Annotated in this window: 9 protein-coding genes; 6 read left to right on the plus strand and 3 right to left on the minus strand. The window is 71.3% G+C overall.

The annotated features are described in order from the left end of the window. Together FRW57_RS01735 and FRW57_RS01740 are read left to right on the plus strand one after the other, a co-directional pair. Positions 1 to 2,882: PD-(D/E)XK nuclease family protein (locus FRW57_RS01735; protein ID WP_152185130.1), on the plus strand; the 2,882-nt coding region annotated here is incomplete at its 5' end. Next, entirely contained in the window at positions 2,879 to 6,256 is a 3,378-nt protein-coding gene (locus tag FRW57_RS01740; RefSeq protein WP_203230174.1) for a UvrD-helicase domain-containing protein, read from the plus strand. The genes FRW57_RS01735 and FRW57_RS01740, both read left to right, overlap by 4 nt. 33 nt (positions 6,257 to 6,289) lie before the next feature. On the opposite strand, the gene FRW57_RS01745 is transcribed toward FRW57_RS01740, so the two are convergent. After that, the gene (locus FRW57_RS01745) at positions 6,290 to 6,976 is read right to left on the minus strand and encodes a winged helix-turn-helix transcriptional regulator (protein WP_137123417.1); all 687 of its coding nucleotides are present in this window, start codon (positions 6,974 to 6,976) and stop codon (positions 6,290 to 6,292) included. Between the two features lie 162 nt (positions 6,977 to 7,138). Between FRW57_RS01745 and FRW57_RS01750 the strand changes: the two genes are divergently transcribed. Continuing rightward, complete coding sequence (locus FRW57_RS01750) at positions 7,139 to 8,185, plus strand: class I SAM-dependent methyltransferase (protein WP_162529222.1); 1,047 nt, start codon at positions 7,139 to 7,141, stop codon at positions 8,183 to 8,185. Positions 8,186 to 8,530: 345 nt separating this feature from the next. Further along, positions 8,531 to 9,295 (plus strand): matrixin family metalloprotease, encoded by a 765-nt coding sequence (locus tag FRW57_RS01755; protein ID WP_162529223.1) that lies wholly within the window; start codon positions 8,531 to 8,533, stop codon positions 9,293 to 9,295. 45 nt (positions 9,296 to 9,340) lie between these two features. Here FRW57_RS01755 and FRW57_RS01760 read toward each other — a convergent pair whose 3' ends face one another. Further along, complete coding sequence (locus tag FRW57_RS01760) at positions 9,341 to 9,982, minus strand: hypothetical protein (protein ID WP_152185133.1); 642 nt, start codon at positions 9,980 to 9,982, stop codon at positions 9,341 to 9,343. A gap of 160 nt (positions 9,983 to 10,142) precedes the next feature. On the opposite strand from FRW57_RS01760, the gene FRW57_RS01765 reads away from it, so the two are divergent. Together FRW57_RS01765 and FRW57_RS01770 are read left to right on the plus strand one after the other, a co-directional pair. Further along, on the plus strand, positions 10,143 to 10,616 hold the full coding sequence (locus tag FRW57_RS01765; protein WP_152185134.1) for a PPOX class F420-dependent oxidoreductase: 474 nt from the start codon (positions 10,143 to 10,145) through the stop codon (positions 10,614 to 10,616). Beyond that, on the plus strand, positions 10,613 to 11,305 hold the full coding sequence (locus tag FRW57_RS01770; RefSeq protein ID WP_152185135.1) for a TetR/AcrR family transcriptional regulator: 693 nt from the start codon (positions 10,613 to 10,615) through the stop codon (positions 11,303 to 11,305). The genes FRW57_RS01765 and FRW57_RS01770 overlap by 4 nt, the downstream gene beginning before the upstream one ends. A 60-nt stretch (positions 11,306 to 11,365) precedes the next feature. On the opposite strand, the gene FRW57_RS01775 is transcribed toward FRW57_RS01770, so the two are convergent. Beyond that, positions 11,366 to 12,697, minus strand: a complete 1,332-nt coding sequence (locus tag FRW57_RS01775; protein WP_152185136.1) for an HNH endonuclease — start codon at positions 12,695 to 12,697, stop codon at positions 11,366 to 11,368. Positions 12,698 to 13,045: the final 348 nt, after the last annotated feature.

A 13,045-nucleotide genomic window follows, 5' to 3' on the forward strand; every position in this document is an offset into this window, starting at 1 on the left:
CGCAGCAGCGTCGTCCCGCCACCCGACCGGTGACCGCCGCCGCGATCCGCACCCGCCTCGACACGCAGCCGGGCATCTTCGAGCCGGTCGCGAGCCACCCCGCCACGGCTCAGGCCCTCGCCCTCGCCAGCCGTCGGTTGCGCGACGTCTCGCCCGAGGCCCTGACCACGCTCGAGTCGGCGTCCACCCTGGTCAGGGACGTCGTCCGCCTCCATCGCGAGACCACTGCCGACCTCGCCGAGCACTGGTATGACGTGACCGACCTCCTCTCGACCGCCACCCGACTGGTCCGCGAGCAGCCGGAACTCACCACATCGCTCGGTCGCCTGGTCCTCTACCTCCCCCAGGAGCTGCACCGGGCCGAGACCGCCCTGGTCGAGGCGCTCGCCGGGCACGGCGACCTGCACGTGATCGCGGGTGTGACCGGGTCTGCGCGTGCCGACCTTGCCGTCAGCTCCACCTGCGAGGCGCTGGGCGTCGAGCTGCCCGAGACAGTCGACGTCCCTGAGCCGCTCGCCACCCGAGTCGTCAACGCCTCCGACTCCGACGACGAGGTCCGGTGCGTCGTCCGCGAGGTGGTCCGGTCCCTGCGCGATCACCCCGCCCACCGCGTCGCGGTCCTGTATGCCGACCGCTCGCCCTACGCACGCCTGCTGCACGAGCACCTGGGGGCAGCCGGCATCACGACCAACGGGCCCGGAGTCCGGCCGGTCAGCGAGCGCGCTCTGTCGCGGCTGGTCCTCGGGTTGCTCGAGGTGTCCCGTGGCGACTACCGCCGCGGCGACGTCTTCCGCGCCCTCGGGGAGGTGGGTGCGCACGACCTGACCGGCGCGCGGATCAGCGTCTCCCGCTGGGAGCGGGTGTCCCGCGAGGCCGGCGTCGTCGGGGGCGAGCACTGGGACCAGCGGCTGGTCACCTACATGGAGGGGCAGGACCAGCTCATCGCGACCGAGCGCGCCCAGGAGGAGCCCTACGAGCCGCGGATCGAGCGGGCCGAGCGCGAGAAGCAGACCGCCGCCGAGCTGCGCGCGTTCGTCACCGGACTGCAACGTGAGTTCGACGAAGCCGGTTCCGTGCAGACCTGGGCCGACCTCGGCACGTGGTGCCTCGACCTGCTGCACACGCTGGTGCCCCTCGAGGACGTGGCGCGGATGCCGGCCGAGGAGCAGTACGCCTCCGGCGTCATCGACCGTGCGCTCGCCGGCCTGGCCGCGCTCGACACCACCGGGACACCGCCCTCGCTCGCCGCGCTCGAGGAGGTGCTGGCCCTCGAGCTGGAGTCGGCGCTGCCGCGGGTCGGGCGGTTCGGCGAGGGGGTGCTGGTCGCACCCATCACCAGCGCGGTCGGGCTCGACCTCGACCTGGTGCACGTCGTGGGCCTGTCGGAGGACCTCTACCCCGGGCGGCTCCACGACGACTCGCTGTTGCCCGACCGCGTCCGCACCCTCACGGGCGGTGAGCTGCCCTCCATCCGGGCCAGCGTCGACCGCGAACACCGCCAGCTGCTGGCCGCTTTCGCGTCGGCGGACACGGTCGTGGCGAGCTTCCCCCGCGGCGACCTGCGACGGCATACCCACCGCCTTCCGAGCCGCTGGCTGCTGCCCTCGATGCGCGCACTCAGCGGCGTCGACAGCTTGCAGGCCACCGAGTGGCAGCGTGCCACCGGCGACTGGCTGTCCACCTCACCGTCCTTCGCCGGCTCGCTGCTCGCCACCGCCTCGCCGAGCACCGAGCAGGAGTGGCGCGCCCGCGCCGCCTCCGCGGGAGTCGACCTCGACGACGCCACCGTCGACAGCGCCCTCGCGATGCGGCGGGCGCGAGCCTCGAGCGAATTCACCCGCTACGACGGCAATCTCGCGGGTCAGGACGGGCTGCCCGACCTGGTCGCCGGCACGGGGTCGGTCTCCCCCACGGCGCTGGAGCGCTATGCCCTCTGCCCGCACGAGTACTTCGTCCAGCGGATGCTGCGGGTGGCACCGTCGGAGGACCCCGAGGAGCAGGTCGAGATCAGCGTGCTCGACATCGGCAACCTGATCCACGAGAGCTTCGACCAGCTGCTGACCGAGTTCGAGGACGACCTGCCCGGGTTCGGGCAGCCGTGGACCGACGAGCAGCGGGCCCGCCTGCAGGAGATCGGTCTGGCGCGGGCGGATGCCTATGAGGCACAAGGCCGCACCGGCCATCCGTTGCTGTGGGCCCGCACCCGCACCAACCTGTTGGCCACCCTCGACTGGATGCTCGCCGACGACGACGCCTGGCGGGCGGACCAGGACGCGCGGGTCGTCGACAGCGAGCTCGCCTTCGGCATGCGCGGGCAGCCCGGGGTCGACGTGCCGGTCGAGGGCGGCACCATCTCGTTCCGTGGCAGCGCCGACAAGGTCGACCAGCGCCGCGACGGCACGCTCCTGGTCACCGACATCAAGACCGGCAGCGCCCGACGGTTCAAGGACCTGTCCGCGGCCAACCCCGTGGCCGGGGGCGAAAAGCTCCAGCTGCCCGTCTACGCGCACGCGGCCCGGGCACGCTACGGCAGCGCGAGCACGCCGGTCGAGGCGATGTACTGGTTCGTCCGCAAGGACGCCGGCACCCGGGTGCAGGTGCCACTCACCGACGAGGTGCAGCAGACGTATGCCGAGACGCTCACCGTGATCGCCGACGCCATGGCGCGCGGAGCCTTCCCGGCTCGGGCGCCGGAGAAGCCCGACTTCGCGTGGGTGCAGTGCCCCTTCTGCAACCCGGACGGCCTCGGCCACTCCGATGTCCGACGACGGTGGGAGGCCAAGCGACTCGCGCCGACCCTGGTCGACTACACCCGCCTGGTCGAGCCGGACGCGATACCGCCCGATGAGCGGCCGATCGACGAGCAGGAGGTGCTGCGATGACCGCCATCCGCGAGCTGACCGACGCAGCGGCGCGAGACGCCATCCGACGCGACACCGGGCGCACCCTCTTCGTCGAGGCCGGGGCCGGCTCCGGCAAGACCACCAGACTGGTCAGCCGCATCCAGACCCTGGTAGTCGACGACGGCGTCCCCATCGACGCGATCGCGGCCGTGACCTTCACCGAGCGGGCCGGCGCCGAGCTGCGCGACCGGCTTCGGGCGCGGCTCGAGAACGCCGCGCACTACGAGCTGGCCAAGCGACCCGACCGTGCGGCGCTCGCCGACAAGGCGCTCGACGGGCTCGACACCGCGGCGATCGGCACCCTGCACTCCTTCGCCCAGCGCATCCTGGCCGAGCACCCCATCGAGGCGGGCATCCCACCACTCGTGGAGGTGCTCGACGAGGTCGCCTCCTCGGTGGCGTTCGAGGCGCGCTGGACCGCCCTGCGCACCGAGCTGCTGGACTCCGACGAGATGGCTCCGACCCTCGAGCTCGCGCTTGCTGTCGGCATCAAGCTCGAGCACGTCCGAGCGCTCATCACCCGGCTCAATGCCGACTGGGACCTGGTCGAGCAACACGTCGTCGCTCCGGGGCAACCGCCCATGGCCTCGGCACCCGATGTGACCGCGTTGCGTGCGGAGGCGGAGCGGCTGGCGTCCATGGCCGATCGGTGCAGCGACCCCGACGACAAGTTCGTGCAGAGGCTCGAGTCGCTGGCCCAGTGGACCGCCGGGCTCGCAACGGCCGGGGACGACACGACCGCCCAGCTCACCGCGCTTCGGGCTGCGGCCGAGCTCAAGTTCAGCTTCGGCCGCAAGGCCAACTGGGGTGGCGCCCTCGACCAGATCAGGTCCGACTGCGAGGAGTGGAAGGCCTCGGCGGCGCGCCTGGTCGGCGCAGTCGTCGAGATGGTGTTGCGCTCGCTGGTGCACTGGTGCGGCATACGCGTCCTTGCCGCTGCACAGGAGCGGCGCGGCGACGGGCGGTTGGAGTTCCACGACCTGCTCGTGCTGACCCGCAACCTGCTGCGCGACGACGCCGAGGTGCGCGCGGCGCTGCAACAGCGTTACCAGCGGCTGCTGCTCGACGAGTTCCAGGACACCGACCCGATCCAGATCGAGATCGCCACCCGGATCGCCGGAGGCGCTGCGGCAACGCAGGACCGGTGGGAGGACGTGGTCGTGCCGCCCGGGTCGCTCTTCGTCGTCGGCGACCCGAAGCAGTCGATCTACCGCTTCCGCCGCGCCGACATCGCGATGTACCTGCGCGCGCAACGGGTGATCGGCGACGAGGTGTCGCTCACCACCAACTTCCGCACCGTTGCGCCGATCCTGCGCTGGGTCAACGAGGTCTTCGGCACGCTGATCCGGGCCGACGCCGAGAAGCAGCCGCACTACCAGCCGCTCGACCTGCACCGCGGCGAGCCGACGGTCGGCGACCCGGTCACCGTGGTGGGCGCGGAGGAGCACCCCGGCAAGGTCGCCGCCGACGAGTTGCGCGAGCTCGAGGCCGACGACGTGGTCCGCGCCATCGTGCGGGCACTCGACGAGGGCTGGACCACGCAGGAGTCGGTGCCGCCCACCACACCGGGCGGCGAGGAGACGACGCGCTGGCGGCCCATGCGCGCCGGCGACATCACGGTGCTGCTGCCTGCGCGCACGTCGCTGCCCTTCCTCGAGGCCGCGCTCGATGCCGCAGGCGTCCTCTACCGCACCGAGTCGAGCTCGCTGGTCTACCACGCCGCCGAGGTGCGCGACCTGTTCGCCGCCGTGCGCGCGATCGCCGACCCGTCCGACGCGTTCGCCCTGGTCACCACCTTGCGCTCGCCGCTCTTCGGCTGCGGTGACGACGACCTGTGGACGTGGAAGCGGGGCGGCGGCGTGTTCCACCTTCTTGCGCCGGCGCCGGACGGGCTGGCCTCGCACCCGGTCGGGCAGGCGATCGCCTATCTGAAGCGGCTGCACCGCCGTTCGCGCTGGATGACTCCCAGCGAGGTGCTCGGCGCGATCGCGGTCGACCGGCGGATGTTCGAGGTCGCCGTCTTCGGGCCGCGGGCACGTGACAGCTGGCGGCGGCTGCGCTTCGTCATCGACCAGGCCCGCGCGTGGTCGGAGGTCGAGCACGGCGGCTTGCGGTCCTACCTCGCCTGGGCCGCCGCGCAATCGGTCGAGGGTTCACGCGTCGCCGAAGCGGTGCTGCCCGAGACCGACACCGACTCCGTGCGGATCATGACCGTGCACGCCGCCAAGGGGCTCGAGTTCCCGATGGTCGTGCTGTCCGGTATGACGTCCGCACCCAACCCGGGGCGCGGTGTCCGCTTCTTCTGGAAGGACGACGGGTATGCCGTGGCCCTGGGCAAGGGCCTGGAGACCGACGACTTCCAGGACCAGGTGCCGCTCGACGAGCAGATGGGTTCCTACGAGCGGCTTCGCCTGATGTACGTCGCCGCGACGCGGGCGCGGGACCACCTGGTGGTCTCGCTGCATCGGTCCGGCAAGCGCGACACCAACGCGCGTCAGCTCGCCGACGCAGCGGCAGGGACGGCCGCCGACGCGGTGGTGCTGCCCGACGACGTGGGCGAGACCGTGCGCATCCGGGAGCGCGCGCCGGTGGCTCCCCCGCCCGACTTCGACCGGTGGTTCGCCGAGGTGAGCGCCTCTGCGGAGGCGAGTCGCGTCATACCCGCACAAAGCGCCTCCGGCCTCGAGGGCACCGACCCGGAGGTCGCGTTGGCTGGGGTCGGCCAACCACCCGACGCTCTGGCCGCTGACGATTCGGCGAGCGAGGGCTTCGCGCAGGCGGAGGTGGCCGATGCCTCAGACCTGGACGAGGTGGCCGGCACCGCCAAGGGTGGTCGTGACGTCGAGCTGCCCGCGTGGTCCAAGGGCCGCTACGGGTCGGCGGTGGGTCGGGCTGTCCACGGTGTGCTGCAGGTGGTCGACCTTGCCACGGGCACCGGTCTGGACGACGCGGTGGCGGCCCAGTGCGTCGCCGAGGGGGTCGTCGAGTTCGCCCCGTTGGTCCGCGACCTCGCGCACTCGGCTCTCGAGTCCGACGTCCTGCAGCGCGCGGCAGCCCGACCGCACTGGCGCGAGTCCTACGTCGGCACGGTGCAGCCCGACGGCACGGTGCTCGAGGGCTTCGTCGACCTGATCTATCGCGAGGACGACGGCTCGCTCGTGATCGTCGACTACAAGACCGACGACGTCCCCGATGCCGCGGTGCCCAGCCGGGTCGTCTACTACGCGCCCCAGGTGCGTGCCTACGCGGACATGCTCAGCTGCGCGACCGATGAGCCGCCGGCCCGGACCACTCTGCTGTTCACCCGCCCCGGTTCCGCGACGGCCGTCGACGTCGAGGAAGCCACGCCATAGCCGGCTGCGCCGCTGAAGTCGGCGTGACGATGGTCAGGCCGGGCGGGGCACCCCGGCAAACATCGACAGGGTGAACCAGCGCGGCAGCGCCTGGACGAGGCTACGGGGTCCGGTGACGAGCAGGTCACCGGCGCGCACCGCCGCCGACCAGTCGCGGTCTCCGCGCCAGATGTGGGTGAGGGTGCGCAGGGTGGTGGTGAGCAGGAGGTCGACCCCGAATCCGGGGTCGTCGTCGCAGACGTCGACCGGCCGGACGCGGTCAGCCCGGTCGAGCACCGCCCACCAGCGCGCTCCCGGCCCCGTCAGGTCGGTGAACACGAACTCCACGACGACGCGCCGCGCGGGCAGCTCCTCGAGCTCCACCCGCCGCCGCATGTCCCACAGCAGCAGGTGCGGGTCGAGGTCCTCGTCACCGATCTCGCCGATCCACCGGGTGCCCCAGCGACCGATCGTCTCCAGCACCTCGCCGAGCTCCCTGCCGGCCGCGGTCGGCTCGTAGTCGATGTGGCCGTGGCCGTCGAGTCGCTCGATCAGGCCGGCGCGCTGCAGTTGCCGCAGGCGCGTGGACAGCAGTGCCGGAGAGATCTTGGGGACACCCCGCCGGATCTCGTTGAACCGGCTGCTGCCGGTGACGACCTCCCTCATCACGAGCATGGTCCACCGCTGGTCGAACAGCTCCATCGCCTTGGCGATGGGGCAGAACTGTCCGTAGCCGCCCATGGGTCACCGTCCTCGCTGCCACCACGGTAGAAGGACCAGCCCGGCAGTGTCACTACTGATCCTGAAGCGCGCAGGTACAGATCTGGAACTACCCACCGTGTGCGAGCCGGCGGACGCTGGAAGCCGGGCCCGACCGCGGCCCCAATGCACCGGAGGAAGATCATGAGCACCACCAGCGCACCAGCGACCGTCACCGCGCCGACCATGCAGCAGCAGGCGGGCGCACTACTCACCCAGGTGGCCGGGTATGCCGGCTACCGCACCATCGCGATCGGGCTGCGCACCGGCCTGATCCGCGAACTGGCGAACGGAACGGCGACGACGCCGGACGACCTCGCGCAGGTCCTCGAGCTCGATCCGTTCTACGTCTCGGTGTGGTGCCAGGGGGCCGTGGCGAACGGCGTCGGCGTCCGCGCCGAAGGCCGGCTCGAGCTCGCGCCGCACCTGGCCACCCTGTTGCTCGATGACACCTCACCGGCCTACATCGGGGCGATGTTCGACATCTTCTCCCAGCCGGAGCTCTTCGACCGGTTCGAGAAGGAGCTCCGTGGCACGCGGCTGTGGTGGGACGAGTGCAGTCCCGACATGCTCCGTGCCGTGTCGCGCACGTCCACACCGTTCTACACGCGCCTGGTTCCGGGCGCGCTCGACCAGATCCCTGACGTCGCCCGCCGGCTCCGCGACGGCACCACCGTGGCCGACCTCGGGTCGGGACTCGGGCTCGGCCTGCGGCGGCTCGCCGAGCACTACCCGCGGTGCCGCGTGGTCGGCGTCGACGGTGACGCCGCCTCCATCGCGATCGCCCGCCGGGGCATCGACGGCGCCGGCCTGGGCGACCGGGTGGACTTCCTGCACAACCCCTTGGAGGAGCTGGACAGCGAGGGTGAGTTCGGCGTCGTGGTGTCCAACCTCGCCATGCACGAGTGCCGCGACATCGACGAGGTCACCCGGCGGGTCCGCCGGTCGCTCGAGCCGGGCGGATGGTTCTGCATCTCCGACTTCCCCTTCCCCGAGGACGACGAGACGCTGCGCTCCGTGCCGGGACGGATCCTGGCGGCCATCCAGTTCTTCGAGGCCCAGATCGACGACCAGCTGTTGCCCCGACGCACGTATGACGAGCTGCTCACCCGCCATGGCTTCGTCGATCTCGGCCACCTCGACCTGACGCCGGTGCACGCCGTGACGTTCGCGAGGCGACCGCTCGAGTAGGCGGTCCGTCAGCCGCTCGCGCTCTGCCGGCAGGCGAGAATCACCCGTTCGGCCGATGGTTGCCCCGGCGCGCTGGCTGGCAGGCTTCACGGACTGCCGTCGGCGGGCACCACGACCGGAGAGGACGAAGCGCGCAGCATGTCGGGGAGGGGGCGAGCCAAGTGCTGGGACGCGGTCACGTTCGGTCCTGCCCGTCGACGGCGCTGGATGAGGCGACGCCTTGCCGAGCTGGACCGGCTCGACCACGAGGCGCCGGAGCCTCTCCCGGTCCTACCGCACACTGTGCGGCCAGCTCGACAGCGACGTCCTGACCACACCCGACGTCGCAGCCGTGCGATCCTTGTCGTGCCGATCGGGCTCCTGCTCGTCGGCACCCTGGCCGTCGGCACCAAGCACGTGCCGCTGTCCGCCCTCCGCGTCGTGCAACAGGCCGGCGACACCCCACCGATCCCGACCGACGCGCGTCGCGACCCGCTGGGGACGCCGCCTCCCGCACCTGCCGGCGTGGGCGGGTATCGCTTCATGGCGCACCTGCCTGGCCGACCGGACGTGCCCGTCGCCTACGATCCGTGCCGCCCCATCCACGTCGTGGTCAGCAACGCGTCGGCGCCACCCGGTGCCGACCGGCTGGTGCGCGAGGCGATCCGCGAGGTGTCCCGCGCCACCGGACTCGTCTTCATCATCGACGGAGCGACCGACGAGCTGCCCAGCAATAAGCGGCCGGTGCAGGACAGGAGGTATGGCGACCGGTGGTCACCGGTGCTCGTGGCCTGGACCACGCCGGCCCAAGATCCGAGGCTGCGCGGGCGAGTCGCCGGTATCGGCGGAAGTGCTGCCGGCAACGGTGGCGGCACGGGCGGCCCGCGGTTTCTCACCGGCGCGGTGAGCTTGGACGTGCCAGCCATCAGCAAGATCCTGGCCCGACCCGACGGCCACCAGCAGGCACGGGCGATCGTGATGCACGAGTTGGGCCACTTGGTCGGCCTCGCCCACGTGCCCGACCCACGCGAGTTGATGTACCCGAAGAACAGCGGTCAGGTGACGTTCGGCGACGGAGACCTGCGCGGGCTGCACGAGCTCGGACTCGGCCGGTGCTACTTCGACACCTGAGCCAAGGTCACGAAGAGGCAGGTCTCGCGCCCATTCCGTCGCTACTCAGGTCCGATCGCGGGACTGCTCGGCAAGGAGCGATGGTGCGCGTGTGTGCAGTCCCCAGCCTGCGAAGGCCATCAGGGTTGCCCCGGGGATGATGCCCGCCACCACGGCCACGACAGCCGCCGATCCTCCGGCGAAGTCGATGACCAGCCCGACCACGCCGGACAACGCGATCGCGGCGCCGAGCACGTGGAAGAAACGCCGCGCGAAGTGCACCGCCAGTGCGAAGAAGTGCACGCCAACCACCAGCGACACCCAGGCCACTCCCGCCTCTGGTCGGTCGAGCGGACCTGCGAGCAGGCGAACCCCGGCAAAGATCGCCAGGAACTCCACCACGACGACGATCCAGTAGCCGCGGCCGAAGGCGGGCCCACGCGCCCCGGAAGGGCCTGTGTCGTGTCTGGTCCCCGCCCCCGGCACGACGTCGCCCTCGGTGTCAGTGCCACGAGCTGCAGCGTCCACGGATCGGCGGCGGGCCGCGAGCAGCAGTGCCGCCAGGGCCACGACCCCGAGCACGCGCACCGCCCAGGCGGCGGCTCCCGGGAGGGCCCCAGCGTTCACCTCGACATAGATGAACCCGAAGGCCCCTCCGATGAGCGAACCGATCAGTTGTCCTGGCAATGCTGCCTCCCATCCAGTCATCCGCACACCGTCCGGGCGGCGTCCCTGCACGGTAGCCACCGGGAACGCCCTCACACGAATGTTTACCGTGGCAAGCACGTGACCGTCGACGCGCACTGACGTCCTCCAACCGGCAAGTAATCACTTGCTGAGGCAAGTGACCCCTTGCTACGTTGTCTCCATGAATGCTGGACGACAGGGCCGCGGCCGAGCCACCGGAGGCTACTTCGGTGCCTTGAGCCGCCGCACCTACACACAACTGGTCACCTTCCGCCGCAACGGGACACCGGTCGGCACGCCGGTGCACCTCGCCGCCCCACCGGACGGCGAACGAGGCTACTTCCGGACCTGGCACACGACGGGCAAGGCCAAGCGGATGCGGCACACCAAGAGGGTGGAGCTGGCGCCGTCGACCTTCCGCGGGCGTCCGGTGGGTGAGCCGATCCAGGCGACGGTGCGGCTCCTCGACGGCGCCGAGGCGAAGGTCGCCGCCGACCTGCTCGCGGCACGCCACCCGGTGCTGCACGGCATACTGATCCCGCGCTACCACCGGATGCGTGGGTGGCGGACCCTGCATTACGAGCTCACTCGGCCGAGCGAGCCAGAGCCTGAGAGTGATTCGAGCCAGCCCAGGACTGAACGGGGCAACACATGAGTGACGACGCACCCACGCGTCAGCGCTTGCTGCGCGAGGCCATGCGTCTCTTCGGCGAACTCGGCTACGCGGCGACCTCCATCGCCATGATCGAGCAGGCGGCCGGTTTGTCGCCGGGATCGGGCAGCCTTTACAAGCACTTCGCCTCCAAACAGGAACTGCTCAGTGCCGGGCTGGACCAGCTCCTGCAGGGAACGCCAGAGCTCACCGCGCGCCTCGAGCAGACCTCGAGCCGCGCACTCCCCCGCCGACGCGCCGACGCGGAGGCGGCGCTGAACGCCATCATGGTGGAGACGGCCAGGGCCGGGCTTGCCCGGCTGGACCAGGACCGCGACCTCAACCGCCTGCTCTTCCGTGGGCTCGAGGCCTTCCCCCAACTCATGGCGCGCTTCCGCGACGAGGAGCTCCGCCGAGCACAGGACGCGACTGCCGCGCTCCTGGCTGGGCTGGCCGAGCAAGGCTCACGCCGCATCTCCCGAGGCCAGAACGCGCGGGGCCAGAACCTCCGAAGCAAGGACGCCAATGGCGGTCACGAGGCGGACTGGGACGCCGTCGCCGTGGTGTTCGTCGGCGCCATCGCGCACTACTGGCTGCTGCGGGACGTGTTCGGCGAGCACCCATCCGGCATCGACGAGGACCGGCATGTCGACGCGATCGCTCGCGTCGCCGTTGCGGCTCTGCTCCGCTGAAGACGCGAAACCGACATGCCTGTGTCCCCGCCCGAGTTGGGGCGGGGTGGGGCTGGGAGTTCAGGGTTGCCAGGCGATGGTGCCGTCGTCGTGGCGATGAGGCTTCAGGTCGAGGTCGTGCACTCTCGTATGGTGCCGGGGACAGAGCAGGTAGAGGTTGTCGTGGTCGGTCGGCCCGCCCCGGCTCCACCAGATGCCGTGATGGGCAGCGCACCACTGTGCCGGCATCGAGCAGCCCTGGTACGTACACCCTTGCTGCTCCAGCCAGAGCGCCCGCCGCTGCGCCGGCGTGGCCAGCCTGGCCCGGTGGCCCATGTCCAACACCTCGCTGTCGGCGCCCAGCAGGACCGGGATCAGGTCGGCCTCGCACGCCAGCCGCCGCACCGTCGCCGCAGTCACCTGGTCGCCGGTCATGGTCCGCCCCAGACCGCGCAGGTCGCCGATGAGCTGCTCCCAGGACACGGTGATGACCACCTTGGCGTTGCTGGTCGTGCCCGCCTGGCCCGGTGAGGACATGCCCCGTTGGAGGATCATCAAGAACGCATCCGCCCGCCGCTGCTGCGGCGACCGCAGGTCGGGCCCGTCACCGTCCGGCGCCGGCTTGGCCAACGGATCCACCGCGGCCCGCACGAAGGCCGCGCCCTCCGGGTCCAACCGCACCACGAACTCGGTCAAGTCCCCCGCGACCGCCCGCTCATACATCCCCCGGCCCCGCCGCTGTGCCCTCTCGAAGTCGTCACTGTCCTGCTCCGGGCGCGCGCACTCCACCAGGTGGCGCAACACCTGCCGCAGTTCCCGGTCGGTGCCGGTCATCGCGACCGGCAGGATGACCGCCTGATCCGCCACATACTCCTCGAACGCGAGGAACGGCTCGATCTGCTCCAACGCCCGCAACACCCGGTCGGCCTTGCGCACCGGCACCTTCCCCGCCGCGACCGCGTCCGCCAACGGCCGGTGCTTGTCCAACCGGCACGCCGCCGCGACCCGCACCGCCTGATGCGCGCCCGCCGAGTCCAGGCTCGCGCTGTGCGAAGCCACGTAGTCCTCCCCCGACGAATGGCCCTCCGCACCCGGCGTGTTGCGCCCGACCGCGTCACCCACCACCGCGACCATGACCCGCTCCACGTCCCGGCGCACCGAGTCCAACCCCTCCAGGACCGCCCCCAGCTCGTCCTCCTGCAACCGCCACGACTCCTGCTCCGCCGCCCGCGCCAACGCAGCGGCCGCTGCCTGCACCCCACCCAGCACCGGGCGCCCCTCACCTGCCCATTGGGCGCCGGGCTCAGCCGTTTCAGCGTGGTTAGCGCCCGCCGCGGTCCGCGCACCAAAGGGCGCCGCAGCCTCCGTGGGCTGCTGCGGGAACTCCTCCGCGGCGAACTGGGATTCGAACATGCATCCATACTAGCCGACCCACCGACAAACGAAAGAGTTATCAACAGCGAATCGCCATATTTCACAGACTAATCCGCGTATCACTCATCCACATCTGCTCCCGGTCACGTCACGTCATCCACAGCCCGCATGCCGGGAAGCGCATCCACAGCGAGCGGTCGCTACAGGCGGGTGCACTTCCTAGACTGGTGGCCTCGAGCGCGGCGCCTGCGGAAGGCGGTGATCCATGCGGCATCCGGCCGGAGCGCCTACGACCAGACGCGAGCCGCGGAGCAGCCCACGGACGGCACGGCTCCGAAGTGCCCTCGCCGCCGCGTCACTGGCGCTGCTCGCCGCATGTTCGGGGCT

Source organism: Segeticoccus rhizosphaerae, from assembly GCF_009192725.1.
In the GTDB taxonomy this organism is placed as follows: domain Bacteria; phylum Actinomycetota; class Actinomycetes; order Actinomycetales; family Dermatophilaceae; genus Segeticoccus; species Segeticoccus rhizosphaerae.